The organism is Mucilaginibacter sp. KACC 22063, from assembly GCF_028736115.1.
In the GTDB taxonomy this organism is placed as follows: domain Bacteria; phylum Bacteroidota; class Bacteroidia; order Sphingobacteriales; family Sphingobacteriaceae; genus Mucilaginibacter.
Genome location: NZ_CP117877.1, coordinates 3388613 through 3409736, shown reverse-complemented (window position 1 = coordinate 3409736; position 21124 = coordinate 3388613). Strand labels below are relative to the sequence as shown.

At 42.1% G+C, this 21124-nt stretch carries 16 protein-coding genes; 12 read left to right on the top strand and 4 right to left on the bottom strand.

Translation table 11 applies throughout. The features are described 5' to 3' along the window. Positions 1 to 4 precede the first annotated feature (4 nt). Together PQ461_RS14710 and PQ461_RS14705 are read right to left on the bottom strand one after the other, a co-directional pair. Positions 5 to 1411, bottom strand: coding sequence for an alpha-L-fucosidase (locus PQ461_RS14710; RefSeq protein ID WP_274206286.1), 1407 nt, complete (start codon positions 1409 to 1411; stop codon positions 5 to 7). Positions 1412 to 1541: 130 nt separating this feature from the next. After that, positions 1542 to 1919: a response regulator gene (locus PQ461_RS14705; protein ID WP_274206285.1), complete on the bottom strand. Its 378-nt coding sequence runs from the start codon at positions 1917 to 1919 to the stop codon at positions 1542 to 1544. Between the two features lie 215 nt (positions 1920 to 2134). On the opposite strand from PQ461_RS14705, the gene PQ461_RS14700 reads away from it, so the two are divergent. Genes PQ461_RS14700 through PQ461_RS14690 form a run of 3 tightly spaced genes read left to right on the top strand, consistent with a single transcriptional unit; the run spans position 2135 to position 4036 of the window. Further along, positions 2135 to 2860 (top strand): dioxygenase family protein, encoded by a 726-nt coding sequence (locus PQ461_RS14700; RefSeq protein WP_274206284.1) that lies wholly within the window; start codon positions 2135 to 2137, stop codon positions 2858 to 2860. A 1-nt stretch (position 2861) separates the two neighbouring features. Continuing rightward, positions 2862 to 3362: a hypothetical protein gene (locus PQ461_RS14695; protein WP_274206283.1), complete on the top strand. Its 501-nt coding sequence runs from the start codon at positions 2862 to 2864 to the stop codon at positions 3360 to 3362. Further along, positions 3362 to 4036, top strand: a complete 675-nt coding sequence (locus PQ461_RS14690; RefSeq protein WP_274206282.1) for a pirin family protein — start codon at positions 3362 to 3364, stop codon at positions 4034 to 4036. The genes PQ461_RS14695 and PQ461_RS14690 overlap by 1 nt, the downstream gene beginning before the upstream one ends. Here the strand turns inward: PQ461_RS14690 and PQ461_RS14685 are convergent, their stop codons facing one another. Continuing rightward, on the bottom strand, positions 4037 to 4735 hold the full coding sequence (locus PQ461_RS14685) for a LytR/AlgR family response regulator transcription factor (RefSeq protein ID WP_274206281.1): 699 nt from the start codon (positions 4733 to 4735) through the stop codon (positions 4037 to 4039). Then, positions 4732 to 5943, bottom strand: a complete 1212-nt coding sequence (locus tag PQ461_RS14680) for a sensor histidine kinase (RefSeq protein ID WP_274206280.1) — start codon at positions 5941 to 5943, stop codon at positions 4732 to 4734. Before PQ461_RS14680 ends, PQ461_RS14685 begins: the two co-directional genes overlap by 4 nt. Before the next feature lie 146 nt (positions 5944 to 6089). Here PQ461_RS14680 and PQ461_RS14675 point away from each other — a divergent pair, with 146 nt between their 5' ends. The 9 genes from PQ461_RS14675 (at position 6090) to PQ461_RS14635 (ending at position 21097) form a co-directional block, all read left to right on the top strand. Continuing rightward, positions 6090 to 8567: a glycoside hydrolase family 95 protein gene (locus PQ461_RS14675; RefSeq protein ID WP_274206279.1), complete on the top strand. Its 2478-nt coding sequence runs from the start codon at positions 6090 to 6092 to the stop codon at positions 8565 to 8567. A gap of 182 nt (positions 8568 to 8749) precedes the next feature. Then, positions 8750 to 9331: an RNA polymerase sigma factor gene (locus PQ461_RS14670; protein ID WP_274206278.1), complete on the top strand. Its 582-nt coding sequence runs from the start codon at positions 8750 to 8752 to the stop codon at positions 9329 to 9331. An 87-nt stretch (positions 9332 to 9418) separates the two neighbouring features. Next, the gene (locus PQ461_RS14665) at positions 9419 to 10432 is read left to right on the top strand and encodes a FecR family protein (protein WP_274206277.1); all 1014 of its coding nucleotides are present in this window, start codon (positions 9419 to 9421) and stop codon (positions 10430 to 10432) included. Positions 10433 to 10462: 30 nt separating this feature from the next. Further along, complete coding sequence (locus PQ461_RS14660; RefSeq protein ID WP_274206276.1) at positions 10463 to 13924, top strand: SusC/RagA family TonB-linked outer membrane protein; 3462 nt, start codon at positions 10463 to 10465, stop codon at positions 13922 to 13924. A 17-nt stretch (positions 13925 to 13941) separates the two neighbouring features. Further along, positions 13942 to 15468, top strand: a complete 1527-nt coding sequence (locus PQ461_RS14655; protein ID WP_274206275.1) for a SusD/RagB family nutrient-binding outer membrane lipoprotein — start codon at positions 13942 to 13944, stop codon at positions 15466 to 15468. A 61-nt stretch (positions 15469 to 15529) separates the two neighbouring features. Then, complete coding sequence (locus tag PQ461_RS14650) at positions 15530 to 17155, top strand: alpha-L-fucosidase (protein ID WP_274206274.1); 1626 nt, start codon at positions 15530 to 15532, stop codon at positions 17153 to 17155. Positions 17156 to 17160: 5 nt separating this feature from the next. Next, a complete protein-coding gene (locus tag PQ461_RS14645) occupies positions 17161 to 19485 on the top strand; it encodes a glycoside hydrolase family 20 protein (RefSeq protein WP_274206273.1) in 2325 nt (774 codons plus the stop codon). Between the two features lie 66 nt (positions 19486 to 19551). Continuing rightward, positions 19552 to 20016, top strand: coding sequence for a RidA family protein (locus tag PQ461_RS14640; protein ID WP_274206272.1), 465 nt, complete (start codon positions 19552 to 19554; stop codon positions 20014 to 20016). 10 nt (positions 20017 to 20026) lie between these two features. Further along, positions 20027 to 21097: a dipeptidase gene (locus PQ461_RS14635; protein WP_274206271.1), complete on the top strand. Its 1071-nt coding sequence runs from the start codon at positions 20027 to 20029 to the stop codon at positions 21095 to 21097. Positions 21098 to 21124: the final 27 nt, after the last annotated feature.

Genomic DNA, 21124 nt, shown 5'->3' with positions numbered 1-21124 from the left:
TTTGTTATCTGGGTTCGTTGTAAACTTCAAATTCTGCGATAGAAGGTGGGGTGTCATAGCTTTCTATCTTCATTCTTATTTTCTCTCCCTTAACAGAGGTAAATCGATTTACTTTAACTCTTAAAAGGTTTTCGCCCTCAAATAACGCATTCCATTTGTTGTTAGCAAAATATTCCAGCTTATATTTTTTAATATTCGGCTTATGTTCAAAGATTACTATTGCATTGAAGGTTTGAGGCGTGCGGAAATCAACTTCATACCACGGATTTTTTACTTCAGGATTTGATTGCCATGATGAAGTGAAGTCGTCGTCATTTGCAAAATCCATAATGTTCATGTCATCGCTCCAGCTTGAGTTGGCAGGTTGGTTTTTAGCCAGATTTGAAGCAATGATAGGTGCACTGGTAGGTTTAAAATCAGCTTTGCTGCCATCATTGTGCCATAGGGTGCCAATTTGTTTAAGTGCAGCCAGGGCATTATCATCAAATAATCCGTCACGGTTAGGCGCTACATTCAGGATAAAGTTACAGTTAGCTTTATTTAGGGTCACTAAAGTTTCGTTCACCAGTTTAGCCGGATCTTTTACCGCGGTCGTAGGCATGTTGGTTTTCCAAAACCATGATGATTGCAGTGGCAGGCAGGCTAATGAGGGCATTTGGTTGATATCTTTAGACATGCGCTGCCCGGCACCCATTTCGTAAGTTTTGATATCTGTGTAGTACAAGCCGTCTTTAGGATATTTAGCGCCGTTTAAATCCATCATAATGCAGTTGGGCTGCAAGGATTTAACCAATTTGTAAACCTGTTCAAAGGGTACATCGTCATAAGAAATGCGCGACCATGGCGCGTCCCAGCCATCAATAATCAGGGCTTCTATAGGGCCATAGTTGGTTAAAAGCTCGGTCAGTTGCTTTTTAACCATTTCGATATGCTTAGGCTGAATTTCGTTTGGGCGAAGCTTATGATGCGTATCCAGGATAGAATAATACAGCATTACCTTTAAGCCATTTGCCCTGAAAGCGTTTACAAACTGCCTTACCACGTCTTTTTTATAAGGGCTGCTCATTACACTGTAGTTGGTTGTTTTGGTGTCCCAGATACAAAAACCGCTATGGTGTTTGGTGGTGATACAGCCGTAAGCCATGTTAGCCGACTTTGCAGCCTTAGCCCACTGGTCTGCGTTTAGTTTTGTCGGGTTAAATGCTTCGGGTGATGCTTCAGGATCGGGCCAGTCCTGATTAAAATAAGTTGGGATGTTAAAGTGGATGAACATGCCGAACTTTAAGTCAACAAAGGATTGCTGAAGCTCATTAAGTGGTTTGCTTGGTTTCTGTTGTGCGTAGCTGAAGTTTGAAACAGCTGCCAATGCTATTAAAAAGCATAGTGACTTTACAGTCGTGAAAAGTTTCATATGGTGTAGAGTTATATGTTTCTGGTGGCCCGTGGGTTAATTAACCGCCCGAATATAACTCAATAAGCTTATTGTATAACCAATTAAGCACTAATGTAAAATGGATATTACATTACCACATCGTATCTTTTCAGGAAGCTAACAAAATATCCATTTTAGCTGCCAGCACTTCAAAGTCGCGGGGCTTAACAAAAAGGGCATCGCATTTATAGCTATCTGCCGTTACCTTACTGGTTTTATAAGCGGTAAGTATAATAATCGGAATGTTCTGCAGAGCGGAATCCTGTTTGAAATCCTGGCATATCAGCGCGCAATCATTGTCAAGTAAGGTGTAATCCAAAATAATTAAATCAGGATTAAACTTCTTAGCACAGTCAAATACTGCATTAGGGTCAAACGTTATAAATACATCCCATTCGCCGGTAAATAGTAACTCATCAACGTTGTTGATCAGGCCGTTATCCTTATCGAGCAATAGCACTCTTTTCTTAGTGTTTAGCAGTTTCATGGTGTCGGAGTTTTTTTAGTAAAAATCCTGCAAATGATAATGTTTTAAGCTACAGTGCCGACGAATACTGCGTTTGTCTCGACAAATATCTGAAGTTAAATATTGGTAATAAGTCACTTATAAGGTTATCGATACAATGTTGCCATTAATCGATACATCAGATGCTGACTGCTCTGTCACCTGTATTTTCGATAATCATTTAAACAAACAGGAATATGGAACGGAAAAACTTTTTGAAAAGCCTGATGATCGGGGCAGTTACATCATCAGTATTGGTTGACGCTTGCAGCAAAGATGACAGCGTTAGCCCAACAAGCACTACAACTACAACGACAACGTCGGGTACTTCTACTTCCGGCAGTTGTAGTGTGGTACCGACAGAAACAGAAGGGCCGTTCCCTACGCATACGCCGGCGTCTTATGTGCGGAGCAATATTACGGACGGGCGCACAGGATATAAGATGACTATTAAGATCACTATTAATAACAGCAATAATAACTGTAACGCGTTATCATCTGCTTTAGTAGATATATGGCATTGCGACGCAGAAGGCAATTACTCAGAATACGGTAACACCAGCATGCAGTCTACTGATTATACCTCTGTACACTTTTTACGCGGCAGGCAAACTACCGATAGCAATGGCCTGGTTACTTTTACCTCTATTTTCCCGGGATGGTATTCGGGCAGGGCAACGCATATCCATGTGCATGTATACAACTCATCAGGTACCTCTTTAAAGGTTACACAAATTGCTTTCCCCGAAGGTACAGGCACTGCATTGGCCACTGTTAACGGTTACAAAAAAGGGCTTACAGGTTATACCACCAATTCGCAGGATAATGTGTTTAGTGACGGATATAGCCTGGAGTTAGCCACGGTGACAGGTAATACTACCGATGGCTTTAACCTAAGCATCAGCTTATCTGTGCCTGCATAAAATGGATAAGGTAATTGAACTATGCTACCGTAAGGTTATTACAGTTAGCTCGGCAGGAGAGTGGGAGCGCCTGGTATTTGAAAGTTCCTATACCGAATTCAGGATGCAGGCGCAAAACTTCGCTGCCGGTACAGCCTATACCAGTTATGGGCAGTTGCTTAAAAATGTAGAGCAGGCCAGCCAGCTGCCAGCAAGGATATTGCCGGCGGTGAATGGCTATATCAAACAGTTAGGCAATGTGGTACCCGATATTTTAAATAATGTGGGCAGGCGTTTTTTGCGTTTCGACAATTATGAGTTTGAGCTTATTAATTCTGATATTAAAGATAAGGCCAGGCACCAGGTGGCAGTTAATTTTTATGCCCGGCCTTTATGGTGGCATGCAACAATAGGTAACCTGTTATTGGTTGCAGAGGTGGTTGATGATGTTCCGATTGCAAATACAAACTTGTTCAGCTTGCCTGCTTACGTAAATATACAAACCATAAAATCCTTTAAATAATGGTTACCTCACCCGGAAGATTATACCTTGCAGATCAGCGGGGATTAATTCAAAGCAGCAGTTTACAGCAGCATTGTACATTTAATTACAGCAGTTACATTGCAGGAAACAGAGAGGCTATAGGCGCTTTAAAAGTGTTTAATGACAGCATACTTGCCGCCGGAAAGAGTGCATTTACCGGAGGGAACAGCGCTTCGGTAATTGTATTGATACCTGTTACCGGAAGCCTTGTTTTTAAAAATGATGCGAATGAAACGATTACTATAGAAGTTGGGCAGGTTTTGGTAGACAAATTATCAGAAGGAGGGTACTTTAAAGTGATCAATCCTTACCAAGACGATTGGATCAACTTTTATCATTTTGAGTTTGAAATTACAGATGCCGAAAACACGCCTTCATTATTTGAATTTGATTTTGAAAACGAGACAGGAAAACTAATTCCTATAACCGAAGATCAAAATTTAAGTATTTGTATCGGGCACTTCAACGGCCGCCAGGAGGAAGCTTATCACTTACAAGGTAAAACGTATTTTTATGCTACTGTAATTGCAGGCGCTTTTGAAGTAGAAGGCCGGTTACTACACCAGCGAGACAGCCTTGCCTTATGGAATGTAGAGTCTGTTGAACTTGAGGCCTTAAGTAATCATGCTGTGATACTGATCTTATCCTTTTAATTATTTCCTGATCTGCGAGCGTAAGTTGTCAATGTAAGTATCGCTTACAGGCAATTGTATGGTATCAAGCTGCACTTTACGGTTTTGGATAGATTTAATTTTATTGACATTAATGATATAACTGCGGTGTATACGCTTGAAACTATCAGGCGGTAATTTCTCAAGCACCTTTTTCAATGGCATCAAGGTCATTACTGGTTTTGGGCCACCTGTATGGATTTTTATATAATCTTCCATACTCTCAATGTATTCCACCTCATTTAAATTTACTTTTACCATTTTATATTCAGCATACACATACAGGCTTTCCTGCTGTGTATCTTCATCAGCAGCATGTTTGTATTTGTAAAAATCTAATGCTTTTTCAATAGCTTTAGTAAAGCGTTTGATATCAATAGGCTTTAGCAGGTAATCAATGGCTTCAAGTTCAAAGCCCTCAAATGCAAAATTTTTGTAAGCCGTTGTAAAAATTATCATCGGCTTGTTTTCTAATGCTTTAACAAGCTCTATACCGTTAATATCAGGCATGTTAATGTCAATGAACAACAGATCGATGGTGTTATGCCTCAAAAATTCGGCTGCAGCTATGGCATCTTCAAAAGTTTGAATCAAGTTAAGCGAAGGGAAGCGGCTCACATATTCTGAAATAAGTTGCAAAGCCAGCGGCTCATCGTCTACAGCTATACATTTGATATTCATATCTTGTTATAAAGAGTCATGTTTACCGTGTAATGATTGTTTTGAGTATTGATATCTAACTTATGCCTGCCCGGATATAAATGCACTAAACGCTGCAAAGTATTCTTGATTCCTATGCCATGCCTGTTCTGTATCGACTTGTTACTATAGTCCGGATTTTGGCAAAACAGGTGTAGCTTGTCATCATCAATATTAATCTGAATGGTAAGTTTGCTGTATTCCTGCTTACTGATACCATATTTGAAAACATTTTCAATAAAAGTCATAAAAACTAAGGGCGCCACTACTTTATTTTCTGCATTGCCCTCAACACTATAATCGATCTCTGTTTTTTTACCGATCCGTAAACGCTGCAGGTCAATATAATTATCAATGCAATCTATTTCATTCTGTAGGAGTACAAAGTCTTCCGTTACCTCATCGGTTACATAACGCATAATGTTCGAGAGCTTCATGATGCTGTCGGCAGTATGCTCGTTCCCTGTAACCGCCAGCGTATAAATGTTATTTAGTGTATTAAATAAGAAATGTGGATTAATCTGTGCTTTCAGAAATGATAACTCTGCATTGGCTTTACCGGCTTCAGCTAATGATGCGCGCCGCTCGGTCGTATTCCATTCGCGGGTAATTTCAACAGCCGTACTTAGTGCCATTATCATTACAAAAATAAACAGGCTTGTGGTATCTATATGCCGCATCCGGCCGTTTGGCGGCGGCGGTCCCAAACGTTGCATGTCTTGCCGGCCTTCTGAAGATGTACTTCCAAATGCGTGGCGACTACTATCTGATTGGTCAGGCATATCCGGCGGAGGTGGCGGCATGCCATTTATCATTTGATGCTGCGTGCCCGGGCGTCCCGGATCAGAAAATTGTTCAGCGCTAAATGTTTTGTTTGGCCTGCCATTGTTACTGTTCCGAAGCAACCTGTCAAATGGTTGAAAAAAATAGACAGCCGCTAATAGTATCACCACTATTAAGGTGTAATCTAAATACTTTTTCTTCAAAAAAAGCCGCGGAATTAAGAACAGGCTGTTAATGTAAAAAAGCGCTATATAACACAGACTGAACTCCCAGTAATTAAGGTCGAATACTAATTTAAAAATTGATGAGCCGCTTTCTTCTGCGTGAATGAATACCAAAGGAAAGCTCAAGAATAAAAGCCATCCGGCAAGGTGAATGGCTATGGTAGTAGCCTTTATTTTCTGCATATACAAAGCAAGCTTAATTCTCTAATATAGTGATAAGAGTATGGATGAGAAGGTAAAATGTATAGATATCAACGATGTGTTGAATTACTTTGTATTTTACAATTACTATATTTAGCCAGAAACTCATCAGTTTTTAAGCCACATCCATGAAATTATTTAAGAATAAAACAGCCATTAAAGCATTTTTTGGTTTTTCGATTTTAATTGTAGTATTCACACTAAATCTGAACGCACAGGGTAAACTGAATTTGGTTTATCATAAACCTGCTGCTAAATGGACGGAAGCCTTACCCGTAGGCAACGGCAGAATTGGTGCCATGATCTACGGCGAACCGGGTAAGGAATTACTGCAATTAAATGAATCAACGTTCTGGAGTGGCGGGCCGGTTGATCAAAAGATTGATCCTTCTGTGCCTGGCGCGCTTACAAAAGTGAGAGAAGCACTTTTGCAGCATGAAGATTACCAGGCCGCAAACAAACTGGTGAGAACTATTCAGGGCGAATACACACAATCGTACCTGCCATTGGCTGACCTGCACTTGAACCAGGATATAGGAGAGGGGCAGTATGAAAACTACAGCCGCATGCTCTCATTAAGCCGGAGTTTAGCAACAGTTGAATTTAAGGCGGGAGAAGTTAGCTATAAAAGGGAGATCATTGCTTCGTTCCCGGCAAAAGCTATTATTGTTCATTTAACAGCTAGTCAGCCCGGCAAAATCAGCTTTAATATTAACTTAACCAGCCAGGTAAGGTATGAAGTTGCACCCGACGGGCGAGATGGCTTGCTCTTAAAGGCTAAAGCACCAACACAGGTAGACCCTAATTATATAGATTATAATAAAGAGCCTGTGCAGTACAAGGATAGCGCTGTTTGCAAAGGTATGCGCGCCGCTTTACAGGTTAAAGCAGTTAATAAAGGTGGTATAGTACAAACAACCAAGGAAGGGCTTAGTGTAAAAGGTGCGGACGAGGTAACTTTATTTATTTGTGCCGCTACCAGTTTTAATGGCTATGACAGATGCCCTACTACACAGGGTAAAGACGAGGTTAAGATATGTAAAACAGATATACAAACCGCCAGCCAAACAACTTGGCCGATGTTGTATAAAGCCCATCTGGCAGATTATCTAAAGTATTTTGACAGGGTTAAACTTAACTTAGGTACTGATAATGGCCCTAATGCTGCAATGCCAACAGACGAAAGGCTTTTAGCTTTCAGTAGAGGTGCGGTTGATCCTGGGCTTGAAGTATTGTTTTACCAATACGGGCGTTACCTGCTTATCAGTTCATCACGTCCGGATGGGGTGCCTGCAAACTTACAGGGGATATGGAATAACCTTTTAAGAGCGCCTTGGAGCTCAAATTATACCATTAACATTAATACCCAAATGAACTACTGGCCCGCTGCAATTACCGGGCTTGAGGAAATGGAATATCCATTGTTCGATCTGATCAAGGAACTATCAGTTACAGGTCGCAAAACAGCTAAGGAGTTTTATAATATGAACGGATGGGTAGCCCATCACAATACGGATATATGGGCGATCAGTAACCCTGTAGGCGATTTTGGTAAAGGCGACCCAAAATGGGCCAACTGGTACATGGGCGGGCCGTGGTTGTGCAGGCACTTATTTGAACATTACCGTTTCAGTCAGGATAAGAAGTTTCTGAAAGAAGCTTATCCTATCATGAAAGGAGCAGCCGAGTTTTTAGTCAATTATCTGGTTGAGGATAAAAATGGTTACCTGGTTACGGCACCGTCCTTCTCACCCGAGAATGATTACATCGATGATAAAGGTAAAGAGGCAAATACTTCAATTGCCACAACAATGGATATGTCGATTATTCGCGATCATTTCCGCAACTGTATAGAAGCGGCAGACTCATTGCATACCGACCAGGCTTTTGCTGCAATGCTTAAATCTAAGCTGGCCAAATTATATCCACTGCATATCGGCAAAAAAGGAAACCTGCAGGAGTGGTATAAAGACTGGGAAGATGTAGACCCACATCACCGACATGTAAGCCATTTATTTGGTTTGCATCCGGGACGAGAAATATCACCGCTTTTAACGCCTGAATTTGCAGCTGCCAGCCGCAAAACGTTAGAATTACGTGGCGATGCTGGTACCGGCTGGAGCCTGGCCTGGAAAATCAACTTCTGGGCAAGACTGTTAGATGGCGATCATGCTTATAAGTTATTAAGGGATTTGATGCGCGATGTAAGCGTTTCAAAAGGTGGTGGTTTGTATTCAAATCTTTTTGATGCGCATCCGCCGTTTCAAATCGATGGTAACTTTGGCGCTACATCAGGCATGACAGAAATGCTTTTGCAAAGTCAGTTAGATGAATTGCACCTGCTGCCCGCGCTGCCTGCTGCATGGTCAACGGGTTCAGTAAGCGGGTTAAGGGCACGCGGGGCGTTTACTGTAAACATGGCCTGGAGTAATGGGAAATTGGCTACTGCTGAAATTATTTCGCAGCATGGCGGTAGGTGTACGCTGCGTACCAGCTACCCCGTATCAGTAAGATCTGTTAAAGCATTATCTAAGCGTTCGGGGCAATATTATTTAACCAGTTTCCAAACAGCTAAAGGCAAAACTTACCAGGTGAGTACAAAATAATATGCGTGTAAGGATCCGATACTGCTAAATATTTGCAGTATTTTAATGCTATCTTAAAAGATAGTTCATATGTAATTGTCTGACTGGCTATATTTTAATTAGAAATATGGATCAAAATGTTGTAATATTACGCAAGTGGTGTATATCCTTAATTAGTTTTTATTAGAATTTTCGGGCGTAGTATGCTGATACGTAATGAGGCACTTGTGTGGGAAACGTTTAAAGGCGGAGACTGGGATGCATATCAGGCGATCTATAATAATTATTATAAGCTACTAAATAATTATGGCTATAAGTTTACCAGGGACAAAAGCCTGATAGAAGATGCTGTACATGACCTGTTTGTAAAAATATGGGTCAACCGCAATACTTTAGGTACCCCCATATCCCTTAAAAATTACCTATACAAATCTCTTCGCGGCATCATAGTCCGTAAACTGCAAAAGCAGTCAAAATATACCGGCATTGATGAAGAACCGCCTTTTTTCTTCGAGGTTTCATTTGAAGATCAGTTAGTAACAGGAGAGGAAGAGGCCGGGTTGAAAGAAAAAATGAAATCGGTGATTCAAACCTTGCCCCAAAGGCAGCAGGAAATTATTTATCTGCGTTTTTACGAAGGTTTTAGCTATACCGAGATCGTAGAGATCATGGATATTAATATTTCATCGGTTTATAAACTTCTTTATAAGGCTGTGGGCAATCTTAGTGTGCTGCTCAAAATGCCAAAGATCATTGTCTTTTTGATACTATTACGAGGACTTTAATCTTTTTTGAAAAAAAATAAAAAAATAATCTTCCGGGAGGGATAATTTAACATAGTACCTGTGTATAGGTAATATAATATCTTATATATGAACGCTCCTGATTACTTGTCTTATACAATGGAAGAATTCCTGGCTGATGATAAATTCATAAGCTGGGTAATGCAGCCCGATGCTGAGCTTGACAATTTCTGGAACGAATTTCTGAAGCAAAACCCATCTAAACAAAACGACATAGCCACCGCTAAAACCTTTATACAAAATTACCACAAGCAGGATACTTTTTTCAATGAAGATAAACAGGACGAAGTTTGGCGCCGGATTGAAAACAGTGTAAACAATACGGCAGATAAAAAATCAAATGTAATTTCATTAGCACCATGGCTGCGCTGGGCGGCGGCGGTTATAATGGTTTGCTCTTGTGGCTTGGCTTTTTGGTACTACAGTCAAAAGGAAATTATACGTACCGCTTTTGGTGAAATCAAAACCATTGAACTACCAGACCATTCCGTAGTAGTATTGAACGGTAACTCAAGTTTGGCCTACGAGCGCAGCTGGGGTAATAACACCCGCGAGGTGTGGCTTGATGGTGAGGCTTTCTTTAAGGTAAAGCACCTGAACAAAGACTCACTGCATATTAAGCGCAACGAGAAATTTATAGTACATGCCAAAAGTGTAAGTGTGGAGGTGCTGGGTACTACGTTTAACGTGCAGAACCGGCATAATAAGATAAATGTGGCTTTGGTTACCGGCAAAATCAAGGTTTCATCCGGTACAGTCAACAGCGGCATTATCATGAAGCCGGGCGATTATGTGGAGTATGCTGCTAACCGCATTAATCAGAAAACTCAACTGGAGCACCCGGAAAAAATAGTAAGCTGGTCTAAAAGGCAGTTTTCATTTAATGATGCCAAACTGGGCGACATCATTACCATGCTCGAAGACACTTATGGCTATCATATCACGCTTGCAGACCCTAAGCTTAGGGAAATGAAAATAGAAGGTGGAATTAATGTGACTGGTGTAAAGGCCTTGCTGGAGACTGTATCTACCTCATTACGTGTAAATATTTATCAGAACAATAGTAACATCATTATTAACTAATAAACCCCTAACCACCCTAATTAACAATCTATGAGGATTTTTTACTTCCCGAAGTATTGGAGATGTTGTTGTCTTTTACTTCCGCTGGCAACAGCAGGCATAACCGCCAATGCCCAGTTAGCTATGGCCAGCAAGAAACGGCATGTTGATTACACTTATGTAGCGTCTCAGCAACAGGATACCGAAGCCCGAACTTCATTGCGCGACGTACTTGAAAAACTGAAAGGCCAGTATAAGATACAGGTAGCCTACCAGGAAGGCCTGCTGAATGATAAATACATTAAAGAAGCCGAACTGATAAACAGGCAACCGGACAATGTAGAGGCGACATTAACGCAAATACTCAGCGAGTTTAATCTTGGCTTTAAAAAGATCAGCAACAAGCAGTACACGATATTTCCTTTAAGTACAGTAAACGAGTCTGTAACCAATGCAGCAGACGGCGAAGTTAAGGGTAAAGTCATATCTGCTAATGATGCCAGCCCTGTTATAGGTGCATCGGTTGCGTTAAAAAGCGATCCTAAAGTAGGTACTACTACCGATGTAAACGGTAACTTCACGCTTAGGCTACCACAGGCAGCTAATGGTAATGTTGTATTGCTGGTTAGCTACATTGGTTATAACAAAGAAGAATTTACCGTAACTGACAGAAACAGTGCAATTATCAAGCTTACCCAAAGTAGCCAGGCACTTAACGAAGTTGTGGTAACTGCGTTAGGTATTAACAGAAAGAAAAGATCATTAGGATATGCTGTTACCGAAGTAAACGGATCTGAATTTACACAGGCACGTGAAAATAACGTAGGTAATGCTTTAAGCGGTAAAGTTGCCGGTGTAAACGCCATCGGCTCATCAACAGGCCCGGGCGGATCAAGCCGCGTAGTCATTCGTGGTAACGGCTCTTTAACAGGGTACAACCAGCCATTGTATGTGGTTAACGGTATGCCTATCGATAATACGGTTCCCGGCGATTCGCCAACTACCAATGGCGGCGGTGCCAACGTTGACCGTGGCGATGGTGTGGCAGACATTAACCCTGATGATATAGAATCAATCACTGTATTGAAAGGTGGTACTGCCGCCGCTTTGTATGGTTCACGTGCAGCAAACGGAGCTATTTTGATCACTACTAAAAAAGGCAAAGCCCAAAAAGGTATAGGAGTAGAGTACAACGGTACAGCAACGTTTGAAAACGTGGCCGTTTACCCCGATTTTCAATATGAATATGGCCAGGGCGACGGCGGCGTAAAACCGACCACACTGGCCGCAGCACAGGCAACAGGCCGTAGATCCTGGGGATCAAAAATAGATGGCTCTACAGATTATGTAGGTGTTGATGGCCTTAACCATCCTTACGTTGCACAAAAAAATAATATCAAAAACTTTTATCAAACTGGTAGCACTTATACCAACACGGTGGCTTTATCAGGAGGTACAGAAGCAATTGCCTATCGTTTTTCGGTAGCAGACCTTGACAGCCGCAGCATTTTACCGGGTAGTACGTACAACCGTAAAACAGGTAACCTTTCATTAAATGGAAAACTGAGCAAGAAATTAAGCTTTGAAGCTCTTGCGCAGTACAATTACGAAAAAGCGCATAACCGCCCAAGTGCAGGTGATGCTACCGCAAACCCTAACTGGTCGCCTTACATGATTGCCAATACTGCAGACGTAAGATGGCTGGCTCCGGGTTATGATTCAAAAGGTAATGAAACTGTCTGGAACGATGCTTCTGTTGCTACCAATGGCTATTTCGTGATCAACAAATTTAAAGAAGACGATAATAAAAACCGCTTCATTGGCCAGGGTACGGTTACCTATGAGATCATCAACAATCTCTTGCTAAAAGGTACCATCAGCCAGGATCATTATGATTACAATTATACCAACATCACGCCAACAGGTACGCTTTACCAGTTGCAGGGTTCATACAATGGTATTAAATCAGATGTAACAGAAACTAATGCGCTTGCCACATTATCATATAAAACACAGGTGAAAGATATCGGCATGTCGTTTTTAGGTGGTGTTAACAAAAGGCGTTCATCGCTTAACCAGCTTTCATTAAGTGGTACTACCTTTACTATACCGTATTTTTACAGTTATAGTAATTTAGCTACCGCATCTACAACGCCTCAAAATCTGCGTCAGGAAGTAAATTCTGTTTTTGGTTCGGCAGATTTTAGTTACAAAAGCCTTTTATATGTAACCGTTACCGGCCGTAATGATTGGTTTTCTACCCTTAGTCCGCAGCATAACAGTATATTTTATCCAAGTGTAAATGGTAGCTTTATCTTGTCTGATGCGCTTAAGATGCCATCTTATGTTACCTCGTTAAAATTAAAAGGCGCTTATGCAGAAGTAGGTGGCGGCGCGCCTGATCCTTATGCCATTAATCTGACGTACAGCAACGTGCCAAGTGCCGACCAGCCTTTGCAAAATGTGAGCAGTAATACACCCGGTTCTGGTATAACGGGCATTACAAACCCTACATTGAAGCCTTACACCTCTACAACTGCCGAAGGCGGTATAGAAGGACAGTTATTAAATAACCGTTTGTACTTTGATGTAACTTACTATAACCGTCTTACTAAAAACGATATCGTAAATGCCACTATATCTTCAACCTCGGGTTATAACAGTGTTTACCTGAATACCGGTAAAGTGCGTAACCGTGGTATCGAAGCATTAGTTGGCGGTACACCAATAAAAGCAGGTGGCTTTAGCTGGGATGTAAGCTATAACGTGGCTTACAATGATAACAAGGTGCTATATCTTTCTGATGGGGTAAACTCTATGAACCTTGCCAGTACGGTAGGTAACTGGGGTTATATTAACAACATTGTTGGTATGTCATCATTTGAGATTGTGGGTACACGCATCCTGCGCGATGCCAGCGGTAACATAGTTTACAATAAAAACAGCGGTTACCCGGTTGCTACAGGCTTGCAGCCATTGGGTAAAAGCGTTGCGCCGCTTACCATGGGCCTTAACAATACCTTCCGTTACAAAAGGTTCTCGCTTAATGTATTGCTCGACGGTAAGTTCGGAAACAAAATCTTCTCTATCAGCGAGGTATATGAAACTCGTCTTGGTTTGTTGAAATCAACACTTCCGGGCCGTGATAACGGATTGGTGCTGAATGGTGTTGATCAAACCGGCGCTGCATACAACCGTACCGTGCCGGTAAGCGGATTACGCCCTTATTACGATAACTATAAGAACTACTCTGAGTTGTTTTTACATGATGGCAGCTTTGTGAAATTGCGCCAGGTGATCTTATCATATAGCCTTCCGGTTAATAACCTGAGAGTGCTTAAGATACAATCGGCTAACATTTCACTGGTGGCTCGTAACCTGGCTATACTATACAAAAAGACGCCGAATTTCGATCCGGAATCAAGCTATAGTAACAGCAACTACCAGGGCTTCGAGTCTATTGGCCTGCCTCGCACACGTTCGTTAGGCGTTAATCTTTCTGTTAAATTTTAAGCTTAGAAAACACCAAGATGAAAAAATATTTTAATCCATATATAAGCGCTCTGTTAGTAGGGCTCGCAAGTTTTACTTCTTGTAAAAAGAACTTCACCGATCTTAATACCAACCCCAATGCGGTAACCACTTCAACCCCGGCATATATGTTTACAAAAGCCGAGTACGATGGTACCGCCAATATGCTTAACCTGTTGCTGGGCACCATGCAGTATACCACCAGTTATAATGATGTGGCAGGCTTTGGCTCTAAATACATTGCCAGCCAGGTTAACACAACTTCGGCATCATTCTCAAGCGCTTATCCCAACGAGATAAACGAACTGAAAGAAGTAATCAAAGTTGTAAAAACAGACCCTACACAGGTAAACCTTTACGCCGAAGCCCGGATATGGCGGGTATATTGCTTCAGCCGCCTTACAGATCTGTATGGTGATATCCCTTATTCACAGGCAGCAGAGGGCTATACCGATGGTATTTTTACTCCATCTTATGATGCACAGAAAGATATTTATGCCGATATGCTTAACGAGCTTGATCAGGCAGCGCAAAGCTTAGATGCGTCAAAAACAACCTTCGGTGCAGCCGACCTGATCTATGGCGGCAATGTATCGCAATGGAAAAAGTTCGCTTATTCATTAATGTTGCGCCTGGGTATGCGCCTTACTAAAGTAGATGCTACTTCTGCGCAAACCTGGGTAACCAAAGCAATTTCTGGCGGGGTGATCTTACAGGATGCTGATGTTGCAAAAATGTCGTATAAAGGTGCCGGTCAGGATATCAACAAAAACCCTCTGGCCTTAAATTTATACAACAGCGATTATATTGCAGCTAATGGTAACACCAACCAGGAGGGCGGTAAATACCAAGATGTGTTCATCAATTACCTGAAACAGACAAAAGACCCGCGTTTGGGCGTTGTTTCAATTGTTTATACAAGTGCCGGTGTTACCGATACCACATTTGCCAAGCAACAGGGTATGCCTGCAACATTAAGCAGCAAGCCGGCTAATTTCAGCAGCCTTAGCGAGCCTAATCCGGCAACAGTGTTACTAATGTCGTCGCCGAGATTAGTATTTACCGCTGCCGAATCATATTTCTTATTAGCTGAAGCTGCCTTACGCGGTTGGTATACCGGTGCTACGGCACAGCAATGCTACAATAATGGTACAAGCGCAGCCATGCGCCAGTGGGCAATTATTGGCGGTACAGCAGGTACCATCAGCACTAACCAGATCAATACCTATTTAAAATATAATGGATTAAATACAGCCGGTTCAGTTGATGCGCAAATGAACCAGATCTACACCCAATTTTGGGTAAGTATTTTCCCTGATGCACAGGAAGTATTTGCAAGCTACCGCCGCACAGGTTATCCGGCTTTAACGCCTAATAATTATCCGGGTAACATTACCGGAGGTGTAATTTTCAGGCGCATGCTGTATCCTTTATCAGAGCAAAATTTAAATGCAAAATCTTATGCTGCGGCTATAAGCAGGCAAGGCGCAGATAACGTGTTGACCCGGATTTGGTGGGATAAATAGTAGGGAATAAGGCCACTTAGGTGGCCTTATTTATGATACATACTTTATACATTTATTGAATATGAAAAAACTGTTCCTTAGCATCTTACTTATAGGTTCATCATTTATACTAAAGGCACAAAATGATTTGGTTAAAGATGATGTGGCCAGCAATTATAATTTAAATAAACCCGAGCGCGAAGAGTGGCTGAAAAACACTGGCGCAGGGCTGTTTATCCATTTTGGTGTTGATGTGCAGCTGGGTATTGTAATAAGCCATGCACTGGTAGGAGCTTCTGACGATTTTGTAGATCATTATTTCAATGATCTGCCCAGAACGTTCGATCCATCAAAATTTGACCCCTATCAGATTGCCGTATTGGCCAAACTGGCAGGTATGAAATACATTGTGTTCACCACCAAACACCATTCGGGTTTTTGTATGTGGGATACTAAAACGAATAATTTTAATATCACCAATACACCTTACAAAAAGGATCTGTTGGCCGAATTTGTAAAGGCAACCCGCGAAGTTGGCCTGGGAGTAGGGTTCTATTTCTCGCCGGAGGATTTTTACTTTTTGCACCAGCATCATTTGCCGATCAGCCGTACCAATGTGGTGATGGATAAAAAGACCCGCCAGGAGTATGATGATTACAACAAACGCCAGTGCGAAGAACTGATGACTAAGTACGGTAAAATTGATGTGCTGTTTATTGATGGCGAGCCTAAGGAGATAGTAAAAGCCACCTGTTGGAAATTACAGCCTGATATTTTAATTACCCGTGGCGCAATTAAAACGCCTGAACAGACTTTGCCCGGAGCAAAAGTGACACAGCCCTGGTTAGCGCCAATTACTATCGGTACCGCATGGCAGTATCAGCCCACTAATGAGCGTTATAAGTCGGGTACGCAGTTAATTGACTTGTTGCTTGAGGCACGTTCTAAAGGCGGATCATTGCTGTTAAATGTAGGCCCTAAAGCTGACGGTTCCTTACCAACAGAACAGGAAGATCGTTTGCGTGAAATGGCTGCCTGGTATTTCATCAATCACGAATGTATTGATAGTGTGCGGTCATGGGTGGTAAGCAAGGAAGATAACATCCTGTTTACGGCAAAAGGGAAGACCTTATATGCGATTGTAACAGATGTGCCAAACTGGAAAGAGGGGGAGCGCAAAACGTTTCTGCTGCATTCTGTAAAAGCGCAAAATAATACTGTGGTTAATGTTTTAGGTCAGAACAGTAAGATCATAGAGTATAATGCTAATCCGCAGGTGGATTGCCGCTATAAACAAACGCCAGACGGATTGGAAGTATCTGTAGTGAAAGCGCAGCGCATTTATGATGATCACCGCTGGCCTAATGCCGTAGTGATTAAACTGGAAAATGTAGCATCGACTATTGATGAAGCCGTAACGGTAGAAACAGGCGATGGCAAAATTACCGCAAATGGTGTATTACTAACTGGCAAATTGTATAATTACAAAAACAAAGGGGTTAAGCAAATCAGGTTTGCTTATCGCCCTTATCGTGGGCAGATAGAAACTTTATATGCAGATAAATGGGCTTATACTAACTGGGTACCAGTTGCGCAGGATGGTACGTTTAATACTAAAGTAACAGGGCTTAAAGGCGCTTATGAATATAAAGCAATAGCCTTGCAGGATAAGGTTGCTGTTGAGGGCGAAAATAAAGTTGTAAAATAAAACTGATGCTGGTAATTAAGGGAACTGATAAACACATTCTATTCTTCAGGGCGCAAATTATCATTGGTCTTTGCTGCATCCTGCTTAGTTTAAAAGCAGTTGCACAGCAAGCTGGAGATAAGCCGCTGCCTATCATCCCTGTGCCGGTAAAGGCTGTTGCTACCAATGGTAAGTTTTCAATCAACACCGCAACAAGTATTGTGGCGCAAAAGGGTATCAACACCGATAACTTGAAGTTTTTTAATCAGATGGTTGGTATGTCATTAAGCAAGTCGCTGGTTATAAAAGATAATTTGCCGGTAAGTAATTACATCTATCTTGAAATTGACACCCTGCAACAAAAAGATGGTTATCAGCTTTCGGTTAATAATAAACGCATTATTATAAAAGGCCATGACGAAGCTGGCGTGTTTTATGGCTTGCAGACCGTAGTGCAGCTAATGCAGCCGTCTAAAAAAGTAATACAAGTACAGGGCTGCGAGATTACCGACTATCCACGGTTTGCTTACAGGGGAATGCATCTTGATGTGAGCAGGCACATGTTTCCGGTAAGTGCTATCAAAAAATGGATTGATGTACTGGCACTGTTCAAAATCAATACTTTTCACTGGCACCTTACAGACGATCAGGGTTGGCGAATTGAGATCAAGAGCCGACCGAAGCTGCAATCTGTAAGCGCTTATCGTAATGAAACGTTAATTGGCCATAAAAAGGAACTTCCTCACCAGTTTGATGATAAACGTTATGGTGGTTATTACACACAGGAAGAAGCAAAGGAAATAGTAGCATATGCAAGGCTGAGGCATATCACTGTTATCCCTGAGATTGAAATGCCGGGACATGCCCTGGCCGCATTGGCCGCTTATCCCGGACTGGGCTGCACGGGAGGACCATATCAAACAGCAACCTTTTGGGGCATATTTGATGATGTGTATTGCGCCGGAAATGAAGATACCTTCAATTTTCTGGAAGGTGTATTAGACGAGGTCATCAAGATTTTTCCGTCTGAATACATTCACATTGGTGGCGACGAATGCCCTAAGGTAAGATGGGCGGCATGCCCAAAATGCCAGAAACGGATTAAGGACGAACATTTGAAAGATGAACACGAGCTTCAAAGTTATTTCATCAGGCGGATCAGTAATTACCTGGAATCAAAAGGTCGGAAAATTATTGGCTGGGACGAAATTTTAGAGGGCGGGCTTACACCCGGTGCAACAGTAATGAGCTGGACAGGTATTGAAGGTGGTGTTGCAGCCGCAGCACAACATCACCAGGTGATTATGACTCCCGAAAAATATGTATATCTGGATTATTACCAATCGCTTTATCCATCAGAGCCTTTGGCTGCAGGCGGGTATACACCATTATCGAAAATATATAACTATGAACCGGTGCCGTCAAGGTTAACACCAGAGCAGGCAAAATATATTACAGGCGTACAGGCTAATATATGGAGTGAATATTTGCCAACGGTGGACAAAGCCGAATACATGATTTTCCCGCGCGTACTGGCTTTGTCAGAAATGGCATGGTCAAATCCGAAGCAGCGGAATTATAACAATTTCCTGAGCAGGTTAAGGCCAACTATGAGATTGTTAAACAGGCTGCATATCAATGCTGCAAATACATTTGATGAGATCACAGACAGCGTATCACAAACTGCAAAGGGAACGCAGGCGCTAACCCTTTCTGCTACCTTGCCTGGTGCGGTTATCCGCTACACCACAAATGGCAGCAAGGTAACTGCACAAAGCAAGCTGTATAAATCTTCGCTAAATGTAGAGCATACCAGCACAATCAGTGCTACAACTTTTGTAAATCAAAAACAGGTTGGGCGTACCTACACAAAAAGCTTTTTCATTCATAAAGCAGTGGGCAAGCAGGTGACTTTAACCGATGCCCCTGAAGGAAATTATAATCCGCCGGGCGGTAGTGCTGTATTAGTGAATGGGCTGAGTGGCAGCGCTCGGTACAACGATAATCAGTGGTTGGGTTTTAATAAGCACAACTTTGAAGCAGTTGTAGATCTGGGCAAAGTGGACGAAATTACTTCGCTTGGTACACATGTTTTAAATTATCACTGGCAAAAAATGTGGGCACCTACATCCTTACAGTTTTTGGTTTCTGATGATAACAAAACGTATCATCTCGTTTATCAGCAAACAGATTTTCCTGTAAATGGAATAAATGCAGTCAGTTGTAAATTATCTCATCTAAAAGCCCGTTATATAAAAGTTATTGCAATTAACAAAGGCACCATCCCGGCGGGTGAATATGGTGCGGGTGGCAGAGCCTGGCTTTTGTTGGATGAAATTATAGTGAACTGATTTTAAATAATACTTTTAACTGCCCGTTTAATAAGCGGGCAAATCCTAATAAATAATACATATACAATGAATACTCCTCAAGAAAATTTCGAAGCACTGGGTTTATCTCTTCCACCGGCACCAACGCCGCTTGGCGTGTACAAGCCATTTTTAATTGATGGAAAATACCTGTACCTGTCTGGCCATGGCCCTGTTCAGGATGATAAAAGCTTAATCATCGGCCGCATAGGCGATACCATTGATATGGAAAACGGTAAGCTTGCAGCACGCCAGGTTGGGTTAACCATGTTATCAACCATACAGGCAAATATCGGCAGCTTTAACAGTATCAAAAGGGTAATTAAAGTATTAGGTATGGTGAACTGTACCCCTAATTTTGAAAAACATCCTTACATTATTAATGGTTGCAGCGAATTATTTGCCCAGGTTTGGGGTAAAGAAAACGGCATTGGTGTGCGCAGCGCAGTAGGGTTTGGGTCATTGCCGGATAATATTCCTGTTGAGATTGAAGCACTTTTTGAATTAGTATAACCTGCAAGCCATGTTGATAATAGATGCGCATTTGGACCTGAGCATGAATGCGTTAGAATGGAACCGCGATTTAACATTACCGGTTAGCGCTATTAATGCACGTGAGCAAGGTCTAACTGATAAACCCGACCGTGCCAAAGCAACGGTATCTTTGCCAGAGCTGCGTAAAGGTAACATCGGTTTGGTTGTAGCAACTCAAATTGCCCGTTTCGTAGCACCGGATAATTCATTGCCGGGCTGGCATTCACCTGCGCAGGCATGGGCGCAAACGCAGGGGCAGTTAGCCTGGTACAAAGCGATGGAAGATGCAGGCGAAATGGTGCAGATAAACAACCTGCAAACCCTGGAAAATCATCTTGATCTTTGGAACAATGGCGAAGACAACAGTAAAAAAACTGTAGGTTATATTTTGAGCCTGGAAGGTGCCGATTCTATAGTAACGGTTGATTACCTGGAAAAAGCCCACGCCAGCGGACTAAGAGCTGTTGGCCCTGCACATTATGGCCCTGGCCGTTATGCGCAGGGTACAGATGCTACAGGCGGTTTACGAAAGGACGGTCCTGATCTGCTGAGGGAGATGGAAAGGCTTAACATCATTTTAGATGCTACGCATTTATGTGATGATAGCTTTTGGGAAGCCTTATCTATTTATAACGGGCCTGTATGGGCAAGTCATAATAATTGCCGTGCGCTGGTAAACCATAATCGTCAGTATAGTGATGAACAGATAAAAGCCCTGATTGAGCGGGGAGCCGTTATAGGTGCTGCGCTTGATGCCTGGATGATGGTGCCTAATTGGGTGAGGGGACAATCTGATCCAAAGGCCATGAATTGCAGCCTGGATGTGGCTGTTGACCATATTGATCATATTTGCCAAATAGCCGGAAACGCAAAGCATGTGGGTATCGGCTCTGATCTGGATGGCGCATTCGGCCGCGAGCAGTGCCCTTATGATCTGGAAACCATCAGCGACCTGCAAAAATTTAAATCGCTGTTATCAAACAGGGGATATACAGAGGATGACATCAAAGGAATGATGCATGGCAACTGGATCAACTTTTTAAGAAAAGCCTGGTCGTAACTTAAATATTCATTATCAAAGTAGAAG

Excerpts from the sequence above, each read along its gene's own strand:
- PQ461_RS14710 (WP_274206286.1), bottom strand. The coding sequence starts at position 1,411 with ATGAAACTTTTCACGACTGTAAAGTCACTATGCTTTTTAATAGCATTG.
- PQ461_RS14660 (WP_274206276.1), top strand. The coding sequence starts at position 10,463 with ATGAGGATTTTTTACTTCCCGAAGTATTGGAGATGTTGTTGTCTTTTA.
- PQ461_RS14675 (WP_274206279.1), top strand. The coding sequence starts at position 6,090 with ATGAAATTATTTAAGAATAAAACAGCCATTAAAGCATTTTTTGGTTTT.
- PQ461_RS14690 (WP_274206282.1), top strand. The coding sequence starts at position 3,362 with ATGGTTACCTCACCCGGAAGATTATACCTTGCAGATCAGCGGGGATTA.
- PQ461_RS14700 (WP_274206284.1), top strand. The coding sequence starts at position 2,135 with ATGGAACGGAAAAACTTTTTGAAAAGCCTGATGATCGGGGCAGTTACA.
- PQ461_RS14685 (WP_274206281.1), bottom strand. The coding sequence starts at position 4,735 with ATGAATATCAAATGTATAGCTGTAGACGATGAGCCGCTGGCTTTGCAA.
- PQ461_RS14665 (WP_274206277.1), top strand. The coding sequence starts at position 9,419 with ATGAACGCTCCTGATTACTTGTCTTATACAATGGAAGAATTCCTGGCT.
- PQ461_RS14640 (WP_274206272.1), top strand. The coding sequence starts at position 19,552 with ATGAATACTCCTCAAGAAAATTTCGAAGCACTGGGTTTATCTCTTCCA.
- PQ461_RS14645 (WP_274206273.1), top strand. The coding sequence starts at position 17,161 with ATGCTGGTAATTAAGGGAACTGATAAACACATTCTATTCTTCAGGGCG.
- PQ461_RS14635 (WP_274206271.1), top strand. The coding sequence starts at position 20,027 with ATGTTGATAATAGATGCGCATTTGGACCTGAGCATGAATGCGTTAGAA.
- PQ461_RS14705 (WP_274206285.1), bottom strand. The coding sequence starts at position 1,919 with ATGAAACTGCTAAACACTAAGAAAAGAGTGCTATTGCTCGATAAGGAT.
- PQ461_RS14655 (WP_274206275.1), top strand. The coding sequence starts at position 13,942 with ATGAAAAAATATTTTAATCCATATATAAGCGCTCTGTTAGTAGGGCTC.
- PQ461_RS14695 (WP_274206283.1), top strand. The coding sequence starts at position 2,862 with ATGGATAAGGTAATTGAACTATGCTACCGTAAGGTTATTACAGTTAGC.
- PQ461_RS14680 (WP_274206280.1), bottom strand. The coding sequence starts at position 5,943 with ATGCAGAAAATAAAGGCTACTACCATAGCCATTCACCTTGCCGGATGG.
- PQ461_RS14670 (WP_274206278.1), top strand. The coding sequence starts at position 8,750 with ATGCTGATACGTAATGAGGCACTTGTGTGGGAAACGTTTAAAGGCGGA.
- PQ461_RS14650 (WP_274206274.1), top strand. The coding sequence starts at position 15,530 with ATGAAAAAACTGTTCCTTAGCATCTTACTTATAGGTTCATCATTTATA.